This window comes from Microbacterium sp. A93 (genome assembly GCF_051842835.1).
Genome location: NZ_JBPXMT010000005.1, coordinates 202,828 through 223,215 on the forward strand (window position 1 = coordinate 202,828; position 20,388 = coordinate 223,215).

Consider the following 20,388-nt stretch of genomic DNA (forward strand, 5'->3'; position numbering starts at 1 on the left):
TCTCCTTCGAACAGGGGGCTCTCGGATCCTTGTCCGAGTGCACCCAGCCTCGGTGAGCTGTTCAGAGTGGGCAAGCTATTGCAGTCAGTTGCCCGTGATGTCGCGGAACAGGCCTGCATGCTTGTCGTTCCATGCCTCCGTCACCGGCTCCGGACACGACGACAGTTTGACGATCACCGTGTCCGTCAGTGGATCGAGCCAGACATACTGCCCGTGGATGCCCACGGCATACACGTTGCCGCGTTCGTTTCCGGTGGACCACCATTGATTGCGGTACGAGGCATTCGGATGCGTCCGCTGAATCGCCGATCCGCGTGCGAGCTCGGGGTCACCCCCTGCCATGGTTCGCGAAACCCACTCCGCAGATACGATCCGCTGACCCCCGAGTTCGCCTCCCGCGAGCATCAGCTCGCCGACGCGCGCCAGATCGCGGGCCGTGCACGAGATGCCGCCGTTGGCGAAGGCGAAACCGCCCTGATCCACGGTGATCGACGCCTCGTCCCGGCATCCGAGTCGCTGCCAGAGCCGATCCGCCACCTCATCGGCGTAACGCCGCCCGGTGACGGCCTCGATGATCCATGCCAGCACGTCTGTGTCGGCCGAGCAGTACTGAAACTGCTCACCGGGGGCGCCGCTGGATCGCAGAGACTGCAGGAACGCGTACGTGTCGCGCGGGTCGCCCGCACGCGGCAGACGCCAGCCTGCGACACGATCCTGCTGGCGCACCTCGGAATCAGGATCCCGGTAGTCCTCGCTGTAGGCGACGGCAACGGTCATGTCCAGCACCTGCTGCACCGTGGCGATACCGTGTGCGGAATCGGCGAGCTCGGGCAGATACGTCGAGACGTGCGCTTCAGGATCGATTAGGCCGTCATCGACGAGGCTCGCGATCGTGATTCCACAGATCGACTTCGACACGCTCATCAGCAGATGCTGGTCGCGCTCGGCGAACCCATCCCGGTAGTACTCGGCGAGCACCTCGCCATGACGTACCACCACCAGCGCATCGGTGAAGGCGGCATCGAGCCTGCTCTCCAGGCCGGGCACATTCGACAGCGCGTCGAGTCTCACGATGCGCTCGCGCTCCCTCGGTTGCCGAGCGATTGCCATCGTCGGCACGAAGTGCGAGACGTTCGCGAACGCCCATCGATTGTGCGGGGCGTCCTGCCAGTCTTCCTGGCTCGGCGCGGACTGTGCGTTCGGGTAGCGCGGCGGACGCGTCGAGATCGTCGAGATCGTGTCAGTCACAGCAGGATGCTCCTCTCGTCGCCGTCGGGCTGCGGCATCCGCACCCCGGGAACCGCCGGCATCGCCGCCAGCAGTTGACGTGTGTACTCGTGGCTCGGCGCAGTCAGCACGACATCCGCTGGCCCGGTCTCGACCAGCTGTCCACGGCGCATGACGCCCGCTTCATCGCTCATGTATCGCACGACATCGAGGTCGTGCGAGATCAGCAGGTAGCTCAGCCCTCGCTCGCGCTTCAGCCGCTGCAGCAGGTTCAGAACCTGCGCCTGCACCGAGACGTCCAGCGCGCTGGTGGGCTCATCGAGCACGACCAGCTGCGGTGCGGTGGCGATCGCGCGCGCTACTCCGGCGCGCTGCGCCTGCCCACCGGAGAGCTGATGTGGCAACCGTTCGCCGTGGCTCGAGGCGAGACCGACTTCGTCGAGCAGCGCCGAGACCCGACGGCGGACGTCGGCGGCGCTGAGTCGGGTATGGGTGACCAACGGCTCAGCCACGATGTCGCGAATGCGCATTCGCGGGTTCAGCGCCGCCTTCGGATTCTGGAACACGATGCCGGTCTCTGCACGCAGGCGGCGCAGCGCCGAGCCGCGCACAAGTGCCGGGTCGGTGCCGGCGATCAGGCTGCGCCCTGCATCCGGGGCGATCAGACGCAGCACGCACCGCGCGATCGTGCTCTTGCCCGATCCAGATTCGCCCACCAGCCCGAACGTCGTGCCGCGAGCGATGCGAAAGCTCACGTCATCCACGGCGCGGAACGCGGTCCGGTGAACTCGATACTCCTTCACGATGTGCTCGACGACGAGGGCGGCGGTCTGCGGCTCGCTCATGCTTCCCCCACCCGGATGCAGGCGACTTCACGGAGCGCGCCGATCGGCATCAGCGCCGGATCCGTCAGGGTGCAGCGATCCTGTGCTCGCGGACAGCGATCAGCGAACGCGCATCCGGTGATACCAAGCAGATTCGCCGGCACGCTCCCGCGAATCGCATCCAGCTCCTGGCCTTTGGCGTGCCGAGCTGGCATCGCACCGAGCAGGCCACGGGTGTATGGGTGCTGCGGATTGGCCAGTACGTCGGCGCTCGGTCCGGACTCGATGACCCGGCCGGCGTACAGCACAGCGACCGTGTCACACACCTCTTGCACCACGCCGAGGTTGTGGGTGATGAACAGCACGCCGAATCCGAAGCGATCCCGCAGGGACAGCACGAGCTGCAGGATCTGCCGGGCGATCGTCACATCGAGCGCGGTGGTGGGCTCGTCGAGAATCAGCAGTTTCGGCTCGCAGATCAGCGCCTGAGCGATCATGACGCGCTGCAGCATCCCGCCGGAGAGCTCATGCGGATAGCTGTCGTACACGCGCTCCGGATCAGGTAGGCCCACATGGCCGAAATACTCCAGGATGTGCGCGCGCATCGCCGACCTGCTCGTCCGTCGGTGTCGTTCGAGCACGGCGCGCAGCTGGCGTCCGAGGGTGAAGACCGGGTTGAACGCCGTGCCCGGATTCTGGAACACGATGGAGATGGCCTCGCCCCGCACCGGGGACGGACGGTCGAGGCGCTGTTCGATTCCGTCGAGCAGGATCCGCCCCGACGGTTCGGCCCCCTGCGGCAGCATCCCCAGCACGGCGAGGCCGGTCAGGCTCTTTCCGCAGCCGGTCTCTCCCACGATGCCGAGCACCTCGCCCGGCGCGATGCTGAGCGAGATGCCACGCACTGGACGGTTGGTCGTGCGACCGCGCTCGACGAATGCGATCTCCAGGTCTTCGACGCGAAGAAGGTCGGTCATCGCTTCACCTGCCTCGGGTCGAGGAGGTCGCGCAGTGCGTCTCCGATGAGGTTGAAGCCGAGCACGGTGAGGAAAATCCCGAGCCCTGGGAAAGTCGAGATCCACCAGTTCGTGAAGATCTGTCCTCGCCCCTCGGCGACCATGAGTCCCCAGTCGGGCGTCGGCGGCTGAGCACCGAGACCGAGGAAGGCCAACGACCCTGCCGCGAGCACGATCGCCCCGACATCGACTGTCCCCTGCACGATCACCGGCGTCATGCAGTTGCGCAGGATGTGACGGGTGAGGATGCGCCAGGTCGGCACTCCGATCGCGCGTGCTGCTTCGACGTAGGGGCGTTCCCGCAGCGAGCGTGCTTCTGCCCGCACCAGGCGCGCGTACCAGGGCCACCAGCAGATCGCGAGTGCCAGACCGGCGTTGAACAGGCTCGGCCCGAGCAGCGCGACCATCACCATCGCCAGGAGCAGAGGAGGAAATGCCTGGAACACCTCGGTCACGCGCATCAGCACGTTGTCGAGCCATCCGCCGTAGTAGCCGGCGATCGCTCCGAGCGGGATGCCGATCACCGCCGCGATAGCGACGACCGCAACCGAGATCGACAGGGCTGGCCTCGCGCCCAGGATCACTCGGCTGAGGATGTCACGACCGAGCTGGTCCGTGCCGAACAGGTGGGCGACGCTGGGCGCAAAGTTGCGCGTCTCGACATTCGTCTGGCCGAGCCCCTGCTCGGGGTAGGGAGCGATCCACTGGCCGAAGAACGCGAGCACGATGACCAGCACCACGATCGCGAGACCCGCAGCGGCGAGCCAGTCCGTGCGCAGCACACGCAGCAGTCGCGTGCCGGTGGTGTCCCGAGCAGGGAGCGGAAGCGGGCTGAGGACCGTCGTGATCGTGCTCATGCGACTTTCACTCTCGGGTCGAGTCGAGCCTGAATCAGGTCGACGATGAGGTTGGCGAGCAGGTAGGCGAAGGCGCCGAGCAGGGTGATCGCCATGATGGCCGGGTAGTCCACCGCGAGCATCGCTCCGCTGGCGAACTGCCCGATTCCCGGCCAGTTGAACACGACTTCGACGAAGAACGTGCCGGTCAGGGCGTATGCCGTCGCGAGGCCCACGATCGTCATGGTCGGCGGCAGTGCGTTCTTCAGCGCCAGCCGCCAACGCACCATGTGGTCCCGTAGGCCATACGCATTCGCGGTGAAGACGTAGTCCTCGCTAAGCACCTCCAGCATCGACGCGCGGATCATCCTGGCGACGAGGCCGAGCGGATAGGCAGCGAGCGTGATGGCCGGCAACAGCAGATGGACCATGCCGTCAGTCCAGGCGACGAAGTTGCCGGTGAGTAGACAGTCCAGCAGCGCGAAACCGGTGATGTCGGTGACGGGATGCGTGTATTCGATGGCCTTCGAGAACTGACCTGTTGCGGGAAGTATCCCCAGAGTTCCCACGAAGAACACCTGCAGCAGCAGTCCCAACCAGAACGAGGGAATCGACACGCCACCGATAGAGATCACGCGGATCGCCCCGTCGACGATGCCTCCAGGCCGGCGGCTCGCGAAGACACCGAGCGCGATGCCGCCAATGGTCGCGATCAGCATCGCCGCGAACAGCAGCTCGAGCGTGGCCGGAAGCCGGGCACCGAGCTCGAGCAGCACCGGCCTCTTCGTCGACAGCGAGTTACCCCAGTCTCCGGTGAGCAGACCGCCGAGATACGTCAGGAACTGCTCGGGCAGCGGATTGTTGAAGCCGAGCTTCTCACGGATCCGTTCCAGCTCCTCCGGCTGAGCTTTAGGCCCGGCGTAGACCACCGCCGGGTCGGACGGGACGATCCGGGTCAGGACGAAGACGATCAGCGTGATGACGAACAGCACGAGCACGGCCGAACCGATGCGCCTGACAAGGAATCTCCACATGATCCGAGCCTGGCTTACTCTGACGGGGTGATCCGCGAGAAGAACGTCGTGAACGGATAGTTCTCGTTGAAGTCGCCGATCGTCAACCCGACGGGTGCCACGGTCACGGCTTGAGCGTCGAACAGGAAGAGCGCCGGGGCTTGGTCGACCAAGAGTTCCATCGCCTGCTCGTATGTCGCCTGTGCCGCTTCGCGGTCGCTGCCGGTGAGGGTACTGGCCGTGTCGATCAGAGCGTCGTACTCGGGGTTGTCCCAGTAGCTCAGGTTGAAGAAAGGCTCCTCACTGGAGTGGAACAGGGAGTACAGGTTGTCGGATCCAGCGTCGCTGTAGGTCGGCCAGTAGTAGACGACGAAGATGTCTTGCGCTGTCGCCGGGTCGGCCTTGGCCGCCTCCCATTGCTGGTTGAAGAGCATCGCCGTCACGTTGACCTCCACGCCGATCTGGGCGAAGGCATCCTTGATCAACGGTACGAAACGCGTCTCGGTCGGATTCTCCGAGGCAAAGGTCAGTTCCAGGGTGAAGCCGTCAGGGTGCCCCGCCTGCGCGAGCAGTTCTCGAGCCTTGTCGAGATCCTGGGTGTACTGCGCGACATCCTCCGAGTACGGGAAGATCCCCTTCGGTACGGCAGCACGCGACTGTGATCCGTAGCCCAGCGCACTGACGTCGATGATGTCCTGGTAAGGCACCGCGTAGCTGAGCGCCTGTCGCACGATCGGGTCATCGAGCGGAGGGCGGGTGGTGTTGAGCATCGCGAGGTAGTTGAATGGCGAGTTGGCGGTGCGGATGTCCGAGCCGGTCTGTTCGGCCACGGACTCGATGTTCTCCAGCGGGATGCTGGTCGCGAAATCAACTTCGCCGGCGGTGAGCATCTGCTGCGCGGTGACGGCATCCGGGGTGATCGAGATGTCGACGATGTCGTAGTGCGAGGCGGTGTCAGTATTCCAATAGTCATTGAACGCGGTGAGCACCACCTTCTCTCCTGGCGAGTACTCGTCGAGAGTGTAGGGACCGGTACCGGCGTCGATGCCAGCCTCGAAGTACAGCTCGTCGGCGGCCGAGGCTTCCAGTGCCTTGGGCGAGACGATCCAGGCACCATAGGTGGAGGCGGCGACAAGATCCATGGGTGCGGAGTAGGCCAGGTGCATGACGACGGTCGAGTCGTCCGTCGCCTCCAGGCTTTCCAGCGGCGCCCAGATGAATGCCGCGCCGGCACGTTCCCTGGCGGCTTCGATGCTGGCGACGACAGCGGCAGCATCAACGACCTCGCCATCGTGGAAGGTCACGCCTTCACGGATGTGGAATGTCCAGGTCAGCCCGTCTTCGCTGGTCTCCCACGACTCGGCGATCGCCGGTGTGAACTCCTCTGCGGAGCCTTCGGCGTTCTTCCACAGCAGCGGCTCGTAGAGATTGCCCAGATAGAGCGCCTCAGTGGAGAAGGAGGTGATCGGATCCCACGTCGTGACGGCTGCGGAGGCCGCGACGGTCAGTACGTCGACCTCGGAGGATTCGTTCTCGGCTCCTCCGGCGGAGCAAGCCGCCAGAGACACGGCGGCGACGGTGGTCAGAGTTATCAGTGCAGTTCGCTGTGTTCGAGTGCGGGTGACGTCCATGTCGACCTCCAGAGAAGGGCCGCGAAGGGGCGGGTTCCGGCCAGTCTATGGACAGGAGGTCGAGACTCACCAATACTTGTTTTTCAGTACTTAGATGCTTGAGAGGTATCGCATGGACCTTCGCCTGCTGCGTTACTTCATCGCGGTGTCCGAACACGGGACCGTGCATGGCGCGGCCGAGGCGGTACGCGTCGCTCAGCCTTCACTGAGTCGCCAGATCCGTCGCCTGGAACAGGATCTGGGATTCGCGCTCTTCGACCGAGAACCCCGCGGAGTGACGCTGACCGCCGCGGGTCGCGCCTTCCTCCCCGTCGCCAAGGATCTACTCACCCGCTCCGCGCGGGCCACCTCGACCGCGCGATCAATCGCTCTGGGTGCCGGCGATGCTTTGACTGTGGCATCCGCCAATACGACCGTGACCGACATTCTGGCGCCCTTCGTCGTCGCACAGGGTGCCGACGGTCCGATCAGCAACGCCGTCGAGGCACTCCCGGAGCATGTGTACAGCGTCTTCGCGCGAGGCGACGCCGACTTCGCGGTCGGCACGCGCATCCCTCCGGCGGAGTTCCGCTCGCGGGTGATCGGTCACGCGTATCTGTGGGCCCAGGTACATCCTGAACACCCGCTCGCTGACAGCCCCGGCATCCGTCTCACACGCTTGGTAGAGGAGCCGCTGATCGTGATGAGCCGCGCCCACGGCGTGCGCCAGATGTTTGACAACGCGGTGTCGCGGGCAGGACTCTCGTACACACCCGCCACGGAAACCGAGTCGTCATCGCTCGCACTGGCACTCGCTGCGGCGGGCCGCGGAATCTGCGTGCTGTCGGATGACTCCCGCTATGGCTTGCGCACGGTGCCGATTACTGCTCCGGACGGCGACCTCGTCATCACTCTCTATGGAGTATGGGACGACAAACACTTCGCACACGCACGGATCGAGCAGTGCCTGGAGGAGCTCAGCGACTTCGTCGCCGAGCTATATCCGCAGGCGTCACGCCGCTGATCAGTTGGCTGCGGGGCCACCATCCCAGTTGTTCGAACGACGCGTTGCGCCACTGCGGCCGCCGCGCATGATCCACGCCATCGCCAGGGTGAACAAGAGCAGGCCAGCGCAGAACACGAGCGCCTGAAAGTCGGGCAGGCCGTGCGAGATGCCCATCAGCACGATCCCGCCGATGAAAAGGACCAAGAAGATGATGAAGCTGAGAATCACGGGTGCCTCCTGTAGTGAATGCCCTATCCAGGATACCCGGATGCCGACGCGGAAATGGCTTTCGGGACGGATGCCTCAGCATCCGCCCTGCCGAAGGCGCTATCCAGACGCCGACGGTTGCCTTCCGTGATCGCACGGATACCCCCAGGGGGTAGTTGACACGCATACCCCCCGGGGGTACTCTCGAGTCATGGAGATCGTCGCAGCACCCACCGATGAGCACGTCAATCACGCGTACACCGCGAACAAAGATGCCCTGCTGAAGCGCCTGGGTCGCATCGAGGGGCAGGTGCGTGGCGTGACCCGCATGGTTGACGACGAAAAATACTGCATCGACATCCTCACCCAGATCTCTGCCATCAACGCAGCCCTGCACAAGGTCAGCCTCGGTCTCATCGAAGACCACGTCTCGCACTGCGTCGTCGATGCTGCGGCCCAATCGGCCAATACCGGTGATCAGTCGTTCGTGGCGGAGAAGGTCGCCGAGGTGACCACTGCCATCGGCCGACTGCTGCGCTAACGGCCCGTCACCTTCTTCATCCCCAAAGAACCCACCAGAGGAGATCCCATGAGCAATGAATCAGGACGCGAAGCCATGAACCAGAACGACATCACCCTGAAGATCGACGGCATGACCTGCGGCCACTGTGTGTCCTCCGTGACAGAGGAACTCACAGCCGTCCCCGGCATCAGCAATGTCGAGGTCACCCTCACCGCGGGCGGCACGTCCACCGCAACGATCACCACCACCGCCACTGTGGAGAACTCAGTTCTCGAAGCCGCGGTCATCGAGGCCGGCTACACGCTGGTCTCTGTAAACGCCTAAAACAGAATCATGAGCAACGAGATCACGGCCCCCGGCAATCCGCGCGTCGTCGAACTGGACATCCAGGGCATGACCTGCGCATCGTGTGTGAGCAGGGTCGAACGCAAACTCGGCAAGATCGAGGGAGTCGAAGCCCTAGTGAACCTGCCGCTGGAGTCAGCGCGCATCACGGTGTCCGAAGACGTGACAGATGAGCAGCTCATCTCCACCGTCGAGTCCGCTGGCTATCAGGCCAATGTGAAGGTCGATAAGTACGCTGCCGCGGTTGAGACGACTGCCGAGGTCGACTCCTCCCAGAGTGCGTCGCGCACTGACCACACGACCGCGCACGGTGGCAACGACTTGAAGATCCGTCTGATCGTGGCGGTGATCTTCACCGTGCCGCTGTTCGTGATTTCCATGATTCCCGGAGCTCAGTTCCCGCACTGGGGCTGGGTCGCACTGGTGCTCGCCACTCCGGTGACGTTCTGGTCTGCGTGGCCGTTCCACCGCGCCGCAGCGATCAATGCCCGTCACCTCGCATCCACGATGGACACCCTGGTGTCGATCGGTGTGCTGGCCGCCTACTTCTTCTCGCTCTGGCAGTTGATCAAGGATCCCAATGTCACTGCCCACATCGACATGGCAATGAGTGACCATGCGCTCTACTTCGAAACCGCAGGCGTCGTGGCGACCTTCCTGCTGCTCGGCCGCTACCTTGAGGCGCGTGCCAAGTCCCGCGCCGGCGATGCGCTGAAGACTTTGCTCGATCTGGGTGCCAAGGAAGCTGTTGTGCTGCGTGATGGCATCGAAGTGAAGATTCCGGCATCCGAGCTGGTTCCCGGTGATGAATTCGTCACCCGCCCCGGCGAGAAGATCGCGACCGACGGCTTCGTCGTTTCCGGCCACTCTGCTGTGGACACCGCTCTGGTCACTGGCGAGTCGGTTCCCGTCGAGGTAGGGCCGGATGACACGGTCATCGGCGCGACCATCAACACGTCCGGCCGGCTGCTGGTGCGGGCGACCCGTGTAGGCAAAGACACGACGCTCGCGCAGATGGGCCGGATGGTCTCCGAGGCGCAGACCGGCAAGGCCCCCATCGCCCGGCTCGCGGATCGTATTTCCGCGGTCTTCGTGCCGATCGTGCTGGCTATCGCCGTGGTCACGTTCGTGCTGTGGATGCTGTTCACCAACGATGTGAACGCGGCTTTCACCGCATCCGTCGCGGTGCTGGTGATCGCCTGCCCGTGCGCACTGGGCTTGGCTACCCCGATCGGGCTACTGGTGGGCACCGGGCGCGGTGCGCAGCTGGGCATCCTGATCCGCGGCCCGCAGGTGCTGGAAGACACCCGCAAGATCGACACCGTGTTGCTGGACAAGACCGGGACCATCACGGAGGGCAACCTCGCCGTGACCTCGGTCACCCCGACCGAGGGAGTCAGCCAGGCTGAGCTGCTGGCCCTGGCTGGTGCAGCCGAGTCCGGCTCTGAACACCCGATCGCTCAGGCGATCGTCCATGCAGCGAGGGCCGAAGCGCCGCTCGGTGAGGCCGCCTCGTTCACCTCCGCCCCCGGCGGCGGCGTCCTCGCCACTGTCGGCACCCACACCGTTGTCGTCGGCCGTATGAGCTGGCTGAAGGAGAACGGGGTCGCTCTGACCCAGACGCATCTCTCCGATTTGACCGTCGCACAGCTCAACGGTGCAACCTCGATCATGGTCGCCATCGATGGACATTTTGCGGGGCTGGTCAACCTGACCGATACCGTCAAGGCGTCGTCCGCTGCTGCAATCGCGACTCTCAAGAGCCTTGGGCTGCGCCCCATCCTGCTTACCGGCGACAACGCCGCGGTGGCCCAGCAGGTTGCTGCGAAGGTCGGCATCGCCCCGGAGGATGTCTTTGCTGACGTCTTCCCCGATGGTAAGGCGCAGACCGTTCGCGACCTGCAGGCCAGCGGTCACGTTGTCGCCATGGTCGGCGACGGACTGAACGACGCTCCGGCGCTCGCTCAGGCAGACCTGGGTGTGGCGATGGGCTCTGGCACGGACGTAGCGATCGAGGCGGCGGACATCACCATCATGGGCAACGTTTTGGCCCAGGTCGCTCAGTCGATCGAGCTCTCCCGCAAGACTCTGGGCACGATCAAGGTGAACCTGTTCTGGGCGTTCCTCTACAACACGATCGGCATCCCGATCGCGGCCCTCGGATTCCTGAACCCGATGATCGCCGGCGCCGCGATGGCTGCCAGCTCGGTACTGGTCGTGGCGAACTCGCTGCGGCTGCGCAGCTTCGGCAAGCGCCGGTAGAACTCGCCGAGCTTTTCAACGTCGCCCGCGATATAACGCACCATTCAACGACAGCCCGAAACTATCCGCTGACAACCGCCGCTCGCTACTCCCGTTGCAGGACTTCGATGAGTCCCGCAACGGGAACGTTCCACAGGACATCGGGGTACGACGCACCGGGATTTGAACGGTTCAATTCAAACTAGCGGCCGGTGTAGCCACCGTCGATGTGCAGCACTGAGCCGGTCACATAGCTTGAGTTATCGGAGAGCAGCCAGACGCTACCTTCGGCGACTTCCTCGGGCTTTCCGAAGCGGTTGAGCACCGACAGAGTTGGCGCGACGTCTTCAGCCTTGAGGTTGTTGTCTGCCATCGACTCGAAGAGCATTGGAGTCTCGATCGCGCCGGGCGCGACTGAATTGACCCGGATGTTGTGTGAACCGTTCTCGAGCGCAGCGCTTTTGGTGAGGCCGACGACGCCGTGCTTGGCCGCCGTGTAGACACCCTGGTTGTATTGCGGGCGGAACGCGTTAGTCGAGGAGATATTCACGATCGATCCACCTTGTGCTTGCTCGATGAGCTGCCGCAACTCGAACTTGAGGCATAGCGCCACGCCCTTGAGATCGACTCCGATGAGACGGTCGAAGTAGCTGTCATCCAATTCTGAGAGCGGCGAGGTGTCGGGCTTGAGCGCCGCGTTGTTGACAGCGCCGTCGAGGCGTCCATACGCTTCGACGGTCTTCTTCACCATGTTTTCGACGGATGCGGGGTCGGATACATCCGTCATCACGAACGTGGCCTCGCCACCTTCGGCCTTGATGCTGTCGACCACGGCTTGACCACCGGCTTCATTGAAATCGGCAACGACCACCTTCGCGCCGGCAGCCGCCGCCAAGCGCGCGGTAGCAGCCCCCATGCCCTGAGCGCTGCCAGTGACGATGATGACCTTGTCTTGGAGAACCGGGAATGTCATGTTGACCTCTCTTGCTTGTCGAAATGGTCGAGAGTCGGGTGTGGCCTCGACCGCCACCACCTATTCTCGTACACATGTGAGAGACCCCGGGCGCTCGACCTCGGAAGCATCGGCCTCGAGACGCTCCTGGCGGTAATCGTGCACTAACCCCAAATTTCGGGTGGCTCCTCTGTCGTATCGAAGAGGGCACGAAAAGGCCCGAACCCGCGAGATTTCGCAGATCCGGGCCTCTGACCAGGCTTTCAGCCGGGACTCAAAGAGAAGCTCTTAGAAGTCCCAGTCGTCGTCCTCTGTCGCTTCGGCCTTGCCGATGACGTACGACGAGCCAGACCCCGAGAAGAAGTCGTGGTTCTCATCGCCGTTGGGTGAAAGCGCCGACAGAATTGCCGGGTTCACGTTCGTCAGCGTGGAGGGGAACATCGCCTCGTAGCCGAGGTTCATCAGCGCCTTGTTGGCGTTGTAGTGCAGGAACTTCTTGACGTCTTCGGTGAGGCCGACGCCGTCGTAGAGGTCCTGCGTGTACTGCACCTCGTTGTCATAGAGCTCATACATGAGGTTGAAGGTGTACTCCTTCAGCTCATCACGGCGCTCCTGGGTCTCCTTCTCGAGACCCTTCTGGAACTTGTAGCCGATGTAGTAACCGTGCACAGCCTCGTCACGGATGATGAGGCGGATCAGGTCAGCCGTGTTCGTCAGCTTCGCCTTGGACGACCAGTAGATCGGCAGGTAGAAGCCCGAGTAGAACAGGAACGACTCCAGCAGCGTCGAGGCGATCTTGCGCTTGAGCGGGTCATCACCGGTGTAGTAGTTCATGATGATCTGAGCCTTCTTCTGAAGGTTCACGTTCTCGGAGGACCACCGGAAGGCCTCATCGATCTCTTTGGTCGAGCACAGCGTCGAGAAGATCGACGAGTAGCTCTTCGCGTGAACCGACTCCATGAACGCGATGTTGGTGTACACCGCTTCCTCATGCTGAGTGATCGCGTCAGGGATCAGTGACACCGCACCAACGGTGCCCTGGATCGTGTCGAGCAACGTGAGACCGGTGAAGACCCGCATCGTCATGAGCTGCTCTTCCGGCGTCAACGTGTTCCACGACTGGATGTCGTTCGACAGCGGCACCTTCTCGGGCAGCCAGAAGTTATTCACCAGACGGTTCCAGACCTCGAGGTCCTTGTCGTCTTCGATGCGGTTCCAGTTGATCGCCTGTACGTGGTCGACCAGCTTGAGCTTCGGTACGGGAGTCATCCTGCTTCTCTCTTTTACAAAAATCCCTGATCAGCGGGCATTAAAGCATGCAGCTGACGCATTCGGCCATGTCGGTCCCCTCGAGTGCCATCTGGCGGAGGCGGATGTAGTAGATCGTCTTGATGCCCTTGCGCCATGCGTAGATCTGGGCCCGGTTGATGTCACGCGTGGTGGCGGTGTCCTTGAAGAACAGCGTCAGCGAGAGGCCCTGGTCAACGTGCTGCGTGGCCGCAGCGTACGTGTCGATGACCTTCTCGTAGCCGATCTCATACGCGTCCTCGTAGTACTCGAGGTTGTCGTTCGTCATGAACGGCGCCGGGTAGTAGACGCGGCCGAGCTTGCCTTCCTTGCGGATCTCAACCTTCGACGCGATCGGGTGGATCGAGCTCGTGGAGTTGTTGATGTACGAGATCGAGCCGGTCGGCGGCACCGCCTGCAGGTTCTGGTTGTAGATGCCATGCTTCTGGATGCTGTCCTTGAGCCCTGCCCAGTCAGCCTGGGTGGGGATGTGCATTCCAGCGAAAAGCTCCTTGACCTTTTCGGTCTCGGGCTCCCAGGTGCGCTCGATGTACTTGTCGAAGAATTCACCCGACGCGTAGGTGGAGTCCTCGAACCCGTCGAAGGACACGCCACGCTCGATGGACAGCATGTTCGATGCACGCAACGCGTGGAACAGCACCGTGTAGAAGTAGATGTTCGTGAAGTCGATGCCGACCTCAGAGCCGTAGTGCACGTGCTCACGAGCCAGGTATCCGTGCAGGTTCATCTGGCCGAGGCCGATGGCGTGCGAGCGGTCGTTGCCCACCTCGATGGAGCGCACCGAGGCGATGTGGCTCTGGTTGCTGACTGCGGTGAGCCCCCGGATCGCCGTCTCTACCGTCTTACCCAGGTCACCGGCATCCATCGCCAGCGCGATGTTCATCGAGCCGAGGTTGCACGAGATGTCCTTGCCGATCTGGTCGTACGAGAGGTCCTCGTTGTACGTGGTCGGCGTGTTCACCTGCAGGATCTCGCTGCAGAGGTTCGACATGTTGATGCGGCCCTTGATCGGGTTCGCCTTGTTGACCGTGTCCTCGAACATGATGTACGGGTAGCCGGACTCGAACTGGATCTCAGCGATGGTCTGGAAGAACTCACGCGCATTGATCTTCGTCTTCTTGATGCGAGGGTCATCAACCATCTCGCGGTACTTCTCGGTGACCGAGATGTCACCGAAGGGCACTCCGTAGACCTTCTCGACGTCATACGGCGAGAACAGGTACATGTCTTCGCCATTCTTGGCGAGCTCGAACGTGATGTCGGGAACGACGACGCCCAGCGACAACGTCTTGATGCGGATCTTCTCGTCAGCGTTCTCACGCTTGGTGTCAAGGAAGCGCATGATGTCGGGGTGGTGTGCGTTCAGGTAGACCGCACCTGCACCCTGGCGGGCACCAAGCTGGTTGGCGTAGCTGAAGCTGTCTTCGAGAAGCTTCATGACGGGGATGATGCCGCTGGACTGGTTCTCGATCTGCTTGATCGGCGCACCGGACTCACGAATGTTCGACAGCAGCAGCGCCACGCCACCGCCACGCTTGGACAGCTGCAGCGAGGAGTTGATCCCGCGGGAGATCGACTCCATGTTGTCTTCGATACGCAGCAGGAAGCAGCTGACGAGTTCGCCGCGCTGCGCCTTGCCCGAGTTGAGGAAGGTGGGCGTCGCGGGCTGGAACCGGCCGGAGATGATCTCCTCGACCAGATCGATCGCGACCTGCTCCTCACCGTCAGCGAGACCCAGAGCAGTCATCACGACGCGGTCTTCGAAGCGCTCGAGGTAGCGCTTGCCATCGAAGGTCTTCAGCGTGTAGCTCGTGTAGTACTTGAACGCGCCGAGGAAGGTCTCGAAGCGGAACTTCTTCGAGTAGGCGAGGTCGTTGAGCTTCTGGATGAACTCCATCGAGTACTTCTCGATGAGAGCACCCTCGTAGTACTCCTTCTCGACCAGGTAGTCCAGGCGCTCTTTGAGGGAGTGGAAGAACACCGTGTTCTGGTTCACGTGCTGCAGGAAGTACTCCTGCGCAGCACGCTTATCGGCACCGAACTGGATCTTGCCGTCCGCGTCGTAAAGGTTCAGCATCGCGTTGAGCGAGTGATAGTCGAGTCCCTCGTACGCGGGGTTGGCCTTGAACGCCACCCGCTCGGTCACGGTGTCATGCCCTGCATGCTCTTCAACTGCGATACCCACCATCGTTCCAATCCGTCGCTCACGCGATCAACATCGTCTTGCGTGCCGAATACTTCAAGCCGATACAAGTGCGGCACATCACACTTGCGGCTGATGATCTCTCCGGCGAGACAGAACGACTCACCGAAGTTGGTATTTCCTGCGGAGATCACTCCGCGAATATGACGCCGGTTTCGCTCTTCATTGAGGAACCGAATCACCTGTTTGGGTACAGCACCCTTCTCCTCATCACGCCCCTGCCCTCCGCCATACGTTGGCGTGACAAGCACGAAGGGTTCATCGATGAGAAGAGGCTCTTCATTGCGGTGCAACGGGATGCGTTGCGCAGGCAGACCGAGCTTGTCGACGAACCTGGCCGTGTTACCCGAGATGCTGGAGAAATAGACCAGGAGCGGCGCGGCAGTCGCAACGGCGCTCATGACGAATCCTTATGCCAAGCGAGAAGCGAGTTCGTTGATCTTGTCGGGACGGAAGCCCGACCAGTGGTCCTCGTCAGTGACGACGACGGGCGCCTGCATGTAGCCGAGCGCCTTGACCCGCTCGAGCGCCGCAGCGTCTTCAGAGAGGTCGTGAATTTCGTACTCGATGCCCTGTGCATCCAGCGCGCGATAGGTCGCGTTGCACTGAACACAGGAAGGCTTCGTGTAGACCGTAATCGACATCTTTTTCCCCTCAAATCTAGATTTTCCGGCAGACCCCCCACCGGGACTTCAATACTACATATAGGTACGGACATTGAGACTGACCACAAGGGCTAGTAGTTACATCCCTGTAGTTTTCCACCGCTCTCCACTGGTACAACACAGGTTGTCCACCATTTCATCCACAGCCGCGGAAAGAGTTTCAGACCCCGCGAAGCGCATGATCTCGCGGTTCTCCAAAGCCGTTCAGAAATCTATCCACAGGTCGCACGCTACGCGGGGGTTCCGACATCCAATTTCCTGTGGACAAGCCCCTCCGGCGTGTCGCGGCGTGTCTCCATCACACCCACCCGGGTTCCGCTGCCGATGCCCAGTAACGTTGCCTTGTGGCGGGATATCGAGACCTTCTTCGCACCCCTGGAGTGGGGCGCATGATCGCAGCTCAGCTGACGGCGCGTTTCCCCAGCGGCATGGCATCGCTGGCGATCCTGCTGCATGTCGAGCAGCAGACCGGCTCGTATGGCGCCGCCGGCCTCGTGCTTGCGGCGACTTCGGTAGGCCAAGCAGTGTCCGGCCCTGTCACGAGCCGCTGGATGGGCGTGTGGGGCATGCGTCGAGTACTCACTCTCACCGCCACCGTCTGCACGCTCGCCGTACTTGCGCTGGGCCTGCTCCCCCTCAACTTGGCCGGCTATATGGCCTTCGGCCTCATGGTCGGGCTGTCGACTCCGCCGGTTCAGTCGGCGGTGCGCACGATCTATCCCAAGCTGGTCAATTCATCGCAGCTGACACCGCTGTTCTCGCTGGACGCGTCCCTGCAGGAGATCATCTGGATCCTCGCCCCCGTCGTCATCACTCTGGTGTCCACTCAGATCGGCACCACCGAGGGGCTGATGCTGGTCGCGATCATCCTGGTGCTGGGATGCAGCTGGTTCATCACCTCTCCCGAAGTCGGTCGTGTGCGTATCCCCCGCAGCCGTCGCGCCTTCGGCCGCGTGCTGATGAGACCACCTGTGGCGCTGGCGACTGTCATCGGGTTCCTCGTGATCGGCGCCTGTTCTGCCGTAGAGGTCGGTGTGGTCGCCACCTTCGAGCACGGCAGCCTCAAGGCCGGCGTCGTACTGGCGGTCTTCGCCGCCGGAAGCCTCGTCGGCGGACTGTCATTCGGGCACATCCCGATCGGGCCATGGGCGATGGCACGGCGCCTGATCCTCGTGACGGTGGGCCTTGCCTTGACCATGGTGATGCTCAACGCTTTTTGGCTGGGCGGCGCGCTGTTCCTCGCGGGTCTCGGCATCGCCCCTGCTCTCGCCGTGATGTTCGCCATCACCACGGCCAGCGTGAAGTTCAGCGAGACGGCAGAAGCCTTCGGCTGGGCCAGCACCGGCCAGCTCATGGGCGCCGCATCCGGCTCCGCCATCGCAGGATTCCTCGTCGACGGCACCGGCGGACCGCAGGGCGCGTACCTGGCAGCCGTACTGTTCGCTATCGTCGGTGTCATCGTCGCCGTGGTTTTTGTTCGGGCACTCCCCGACCTGCGCCATCGAGACCCCAGCCCTTTCCCTGACACTGAACCCGTGGCGGTTACCCCTTCATGAACTCTTCTTCCATACCCGAGATCGTCTGCATCGGCGAGACGATGGCGCTCGTGACGCCTACGGATGCTGCGCTCTCCCAGGCACGCACGGCATCGCTGGGACTCGCCGGCGCTGAGTCGAACGTCGCTGCGGGGCTCGCCGCTGCCGGCCGGTGCGCGGCGTGGGCTTCGCGTCTGGGCAATGATCCTCTCGGTGTGCGCATCTCCTCGGAACTGGAACGACGCGGCGTGGAACTCTGGGTCGAGCTCGATCAGGAGGCACCGACTGGCGTCATGTTCAAGGACCCGGGAGCTGAGGGTTCTGCCGTGCACTACTACCGCCGCGGCTCCGCGGCATCCCGCATGGATGCCGGGTACCTCTCCGCGGAGCGCATTGCGGGGGTCAGGATCGTGCACACCACCGGCATCACTCCCGCCCTCTCCGCCACCTGCCGCCAGATGGTCGATCAACTCTTCATTGATGCACGCGCCGCCGGTGCGCTGGTCTCGTTCGATGTGAATGATCGCCGTGCACTGTGGTCGCTGGCGGATGCTGCGGCCACGCTCGCTCGCCTCGCGAATGCCGCCGACATCGCCTTCGTCGGCCGTGACGAGGCGGAGCGGATCTGGGGCACGGCCACCGCAGAGGAGATCCGCGCATTCCTGCCGGACTGCGCACTGCTGGTCGTGAAGGACGGCGACATCGGCGCCACCGCATTCGACGGTGACGTCGATCCGGTGTTCGTGGCTGCCCCCGTCGTGGACGTCGTCGAACCGGTCGGCGCCGGCGACGCATTCGCTGCGGGCTTCCTCGCCGCCACGCTGGATGGCCTGCCGATGGCAGAGCGACTGCAGGCGGGGCACGTCTCGGCGGAGCGCGTGCTCACGATCGCCGCGGACATGCCACCCATCGACTGAGCACGCTGGCTCTGACGCTCGTAGGCTGGTCCTATGCCCGCACCTGTTCAGCTGCCTCATCTCTCCTGGGGCGCACCCGACTCGCCCAGAACTGCTCTCCTCGTGCACGGGCTCGGATCCTCTGGGGCTCTCATGTGGCGTCTCGGCGATGCGCTCGCGCACGCCGGATGGCACGCGGTAGCCGTCGATCTGCGCGGTCACGGTGAAGCACCACGAACACTGGACTACACGATCGGCGCGTATGCCGGTGACCTCGCAGCGATCGGCCCGACTCGAAGGGGCGCCTGGGATGCCGTCATCGGACACTCACTCGGTGGTGCGGCGAGCACTATGGCCGCGGCATCCGCGTCCTCCTGGACCGACCGGCTGATTCTGATCGACCCGGCCATCCTCGTCAAGGACCGCGACGCCTCGATCATCCGGCGCAGTCAGGAGCGCGCGTTCGCGGACAATCGCATCGATGCCGTGCAGCAAGAGCATCCGCACTGGCACCCGCAGGACAATGAGCTGAAAGTCGATGCCGTCACGCGCGCGAGCGGCTGGGCTGTGGAGCAGACCAGCGCCCAGAACCAGCCGTGGGATGTGCGAGCGGATGCCGCGCGACTGTCGATCCCCACGCACATCATCGGCGCGGATCCGAAGGTCTACAGCCTGTTCACCGGCCACACCGCCGAGAGTGTGCTGGCGTCGAACGCGAACATTTCGATGTCCGTCGTCGCCGGCGCCGGGCACTCCCCGCACCGAGACAAGCCGGATGAGACCATCCGTCAACTTCTGGAGGCACTCGCATGACATTCGATCCCACCACCTTTCTGCCGGACGATCTGCTCGAGCGCATCCGCGACCGGGCGCCGATCCACGACCGGGAGAACACCTTTCCGGAACAGGATCTCGACGAGCTTCGGGATGCCGGATACCTGAAGATCCTTGTGCCCACCGAACGCGGCGGTGCCGGACTCGGCTTGGAGCAGGCAGCGATTCTGCAACAGCGACTGGCAACCGCATCTCCCGCCACGGCGCTCGCGATCAACATGCACCTGGTCTGGACCGGTGTCGCCAAGGTCTTCAGCGACCGCGGCGTCGCGGGGATGGAGTTCGTGCAGGACGGCGCCGCGCGCGGCGAGGTCTTCGCCTTCGGAATCAGCGAGGGCGGCAATGACCTCGTGCTGTTCGGAAGCGACACCTCAGCCACGCCTCACGACGACGGCTCCTATTCCTTTACCGGCACGAAGATCTTCACCTCACTCGCCCCGGTGTGGGACAAACTCGGCCTGCATGGTCTCGATACCACCGATGCGGATGCTCCGAAGCTCGTGTTCGCGTTCATCGACCGCACGGACGCGGTGACGACCAGCGACGATTGGGACACTCTCGGCATGCGGGCGACGCAGAGCCGGACCACCCGTCTCGACGGTGCGGTCGCCGCAGCAGAGCACGTCGTGCGCCGCATCGCACCCGGCCCCAGCGCTGACCCGATCATCTTCGGAATCTTCAGCGTGTTCGAGTTGCTGCTCGCCTCGGTGTACACCGGCATCGCTCGCCGGGCGCTTGACCTCGCAGCCGAGGCCGTCCAGAAGAGACGCTCCAAGAAGACCGGACTGGCGTACAGCCAGGACCCGGACATCCGCTGGCGCATCGGCGACATGAGCCTCGCATACGACGCGTTGCCTCCGCAGATCGCTTCCCTCGCCCGAGACGTCGATGAGCAGGGTGATCACGGTGCACGCTGGTTCACGCTGCTTTCCGGCACGAAGCACCGCGCTGTGGTGATGGCCAAGCATGTGGTGGATCAGGCGATCCTCACCGCGGGCGGCAGCGCGTACTTCTCCTCGAACGAGCTCTCTCGCCTCTACCGCGACGTGATCGCGGGGATGTTTCACCCGTCTGATCCGGAATCGGCGCACTCCACCGCGGCGAGCGCAGTGCTCGGGCCGCTCGAAACGCCCTGAACCTTGCACAC

Annotated in this window: 20 protein-coding genes; 8 read left to right on the forward strand and 12 right to left on the reverse strand. The window is 63.4% G+C overall.

Going from position 1 to position 20,388, the window contains the following annotated elements; genetic code table 11:
- Window positions 1-84: 84 nt before the first annotated feature.
- Genes ACSU1G_RS14395 through ACSU1G_RS14420 form a run of 6 tightly spaced genes read right to left on the reverse strand, consistent with a single transcriptional unit; the run spans window position 85 to window position 6,484 of the window.
- Window positions 85-1,248, reverse strand: coding sequence for a serine hydrolase domain-containing protein (locus ACSU1G_RS14395; RefSeq protein ID WP_439280642.1), 1,164 nt, complete (start codon window positions 1,246-1,248; stop codon window positions 85-87).
- The gene (locus ACSU1G_RS14400) at window positions 1,245-2,072 is read right to left on the reverse strand and encodes an ATP-binding cassette domain-containing protein (RefSeq protein ID WP_439280643.1); all 828 of its coding nucleotides are present in this window, start codon (window positions 2,070-2,072) and stop codon (window positions 1,245-1,247) included. The genes ACSU1G_RS14395 and ACSU1G_RS14400 overlap by 4 nt, the downstream gene beginning before the upstream one ends.
- Window positions 2,069-3,028 carry an ABC transporter ATP-binding protein gene (locus ACSU1G_RS14405; protein WP_439280644.1) on the reverse strand — a complete coding sequence of 320 codons (960 nt, stop codon included), beginning with the start codon at window positions 3,026-3,028 and terminating at the stop codon, window positions 2,069-2,071. Before ACSU1G_RS14405 ends, ACSU1G_RS14400 begins: the two co-directional genes overlap by 4 nt.
- A complete protein-coding gene (locus ACSU1G_RS14410; protein ID WP_439280645.1) occupies window positions 3,025-3,924 on the reverse strand; it encodes an ABC transporter permease in 900 nt (299 codons plus the stop codon). Before ACSU1G_RS14410 ends, ACSU1G_RS14405 begins: the two co-directional genes overlap by 4 nt.
- Window positions 3,921-4,937: an ABC transporter permease gene (locus tag ACSU1G_RS14415; protein ID WP_439280646.1), complete on the reverse strand. Its 1,017-nt coding sequence runs from the start codon at window positions 4,935-4,937 to the stop codon at window positions 3,921-3,923. The genes ACSU1G_RS14410 and ACSU1G_RS14415 overlap by 4 nt, the downstream gene beginning before the upstream one ends.
- 14 nt (window positions 4,938-4,951) lie before the next feature.
- Window positions 4,952-6,484, reverse strand: coding sequence for an ABC transporter substrate-binding protein (locus ACSU1G_RS14420; RefSeq protein ID WP_439280647.1), 1,533 nt, complete (start codon window positions 6,482-6,484; stop codon window positions 4,952-4,954).
- Between the two features lie 157 nt (window positions 6,485-6,641).
- Here ACSU1G_RS14420 and ACSU1G_RS14425 point away from each other — a divergent pair, with 157 nt between their 5' ends.
- Window positions 6,642-7,550 (forward strand): LysR family transcriptional regulator, encoded by a 909-nt coding sequence (locus tag ACSU1G_RS14425; RefSeq protein WP_439280648.1) that lies wholly within the window; start codon window positions 6,642-6,644, stop codon window positions 7,548-7,550.
- On the opposite strand, the gene ACSU1G_RS14430 is transcribed toward ACSU1G_RS14425, so the two are convergent.
- Window positions 7,551-7,760, reverse strand: a complete 210-nt coding sequence (locus ACSU1G_RS14430; RefSeq protein ID WP_439280649.1) for a hypothetical protein — start codon at window positions 7,758-7,760, stop codon at window positions 7,551-7,553. It lies immediately after the preceding gene.
- A gap of 190 nt (window positions 7,761-7,950) precedes the next feature.
- Between ACSU1G_RS14430 and ACSU1G_RS14435 the strand changes: the two genes are divergently transcribed.
- From ACSU1G_RS14435 to ACSU1G_RS14445, 3 genes are read left to right on the forward strand one after another with little or no spacing between them, the layout of a single operon-like run.
- Window positions 7,951-8,280: a metal-sensitive transcriptional regulator gene (locus tag ACSU1G_RS14435; protein WP_439280650.1), complete on the forward strand. Its 330-nt coding sequence runs from the start codon at window positions 7,951-7,953 to the stop codon at window positions 8,278-8,280.
- Window positions 8,281-8,328: 48 nt separating this feature from the next.
- The gene (locus tag ACSU1G_RS14440) at window positions 8,329-8,586 is read left to right on the forward strand and encodes a heavy-metal-associated domain-containing protein (protein ID WP_439280651.1); all 258 of its coding nucleotides are present in this window, start codon (window positions 8,329-8,331) and stop codon (window positions 8,584-8,586) included.
- A 9-nt stretch (window positions 8,587-8,595) separates the two neighbouring features.
- On the forward strand, window positions 8,596-10,869 hold the full coding sequence (locus tag ACSU1G_RS14445) for a heavy metal translocating P-type ATPase (protein WP_439280652.1): 2,274 nt from the start codon (window positions 8,596-8,598) through the stop codon (window positions 10,867-10,869).
- Window positions 10,870-11,050: 181 nt separating this feature from the next.
- Here ACSU1G_RS14445 and ACSU1G_RS14450 read toward each other — a convergent pair whose 3' ends face one another.
- From ACSU1G_RS14450 to nrdH, 5 genes are all read right to left on the reverse strand, one after another.
- A complete protein-coding gene (locus tag ACSU1G_RS14450; protein WP_439280653.1) occupies window positions 11,051-11,821 on the reverse strand; it encodes an SDR family NAD(P)-dependent oxidoreductase in 771 nt (256 codons plus the stop codon).
- A gap of 267 nt (window positions 11,822-12,088) precedes the next feature.
- On the reverse strand, window positions 12,089-13,069 hold the full coding sequence (nrdF, locus tag ACSU1G_RS14455) for a class 1b ribonucleoside-diphosphate reductase subunit beta (RefSeq protein WP_439280654.1): 981 nt from the start codon (window positions 13,067-13,069) through the stop codon (window positions 12,089-12,091).
- A 40-nt stretch (window positions 13,070-13,109) separates the two neighbouring features.
- Entirely contained in the window at window positions 13,110-15,296 is a 2,187-nt protein-coding gene (gene nrdE, locus ACSU1G_RS14460) for a class 1b ribonucleoside-diphosphate reductase subunit alpha (protein ID WP_439280655.1), read from the reverse strand.
- A complete protein-coding gene (gene nrdI / locus ACSU1G_RS14465) occupies window positions 15,251-15,712 on the reverse strand; it encodes a class Ib ribonucleoside-diphosphate reductase assembly flavoprotein NrdI (protein WP_439280656.1) in 462 nt (153 codons plus the stop codon). Before nrdI ends, nrdE begins: the two co-directional genes overlap by 46 nt.
- Window positions 15,713-15,721: 9 nt before the next feature.
- Window positions 15,722-15,955, reverse strand: a complete 234-nt coding sequence (gene nrdH, locus ACSU1G_RS14470; protein ID WP_439280657.1) for a glutaredoxin-like protein NrdH — start codon at window positions 15,953-15,955, stop codon at window positions 15,722-15,724.
- Between the two features lie 410 nt (window positions 15,956-16,365).
- Between nrdH and ACSU1G_RS14475 the strand changes: the two genes are divergently transcribed.
- Genes ACSU1G_RS14475 through ACSU1G_RS14490 form a run of 4 tightly spaced genes read left to right on the forward strand, consistent with a single transcriptional unit; the run spans window position 16,366 to window position 20,377 of the window.
- Complete coding sequence (locus ACSU1G_RS14475; RefSeq protein ID WP_439280658.1) at window positions 16,366-17,532, forward strand: MFS transporter; 1,167 nt, start codon at window positions 16,366-16,368, stop codon at window positions 17,530-17,532.
- Complete coding sequence (locus ACSU1G_RS14480) at window positions 17,529-18,428, forward strand: sugar kinase (protein ID WP_439280659.1); 900 nt, start codon at window positions 17,529-17,531, stop codon at window positions 18,426-18,428. The genes ACSU1G_RS14475 and ACSU1G_RS14480 overlap by 4 nt, the downstream gene beginning before the upstream one ends.
- A gap of 33 nt (window positions 18,429-18,461) precedes the next feature.
- The gene (locus tag ACSU1G_RS14485) at window positions 18,462-19,220 is read left to right on the forward strand and encodes an alpha/beta fold hydrolase (protein ID WP_439280660.1); all 759 of its coding nucleotides are present in this window, start codon (window positions 18,462-18,464) and stop codon (window positions 19,218-19,220) included.
- Complete coding sequence (locus ACSU1G_RS14490) at window positions 19,217-20,377, forward strand: acyl-CoA dehydrogenase family protein (RefSeq protein ID WP_439280661.1); 1,161 nt, start codon at window positions 19,217-19,219, stop codon at window positions 20,375-20,377. Before ACSU1G_RS14485 ends, ACSU1G_RS14490 begins: the two co-directional genes overlap by 4 nt.
- Window positions 20,378-20,388: the final 11 nt, after the last annotated feature.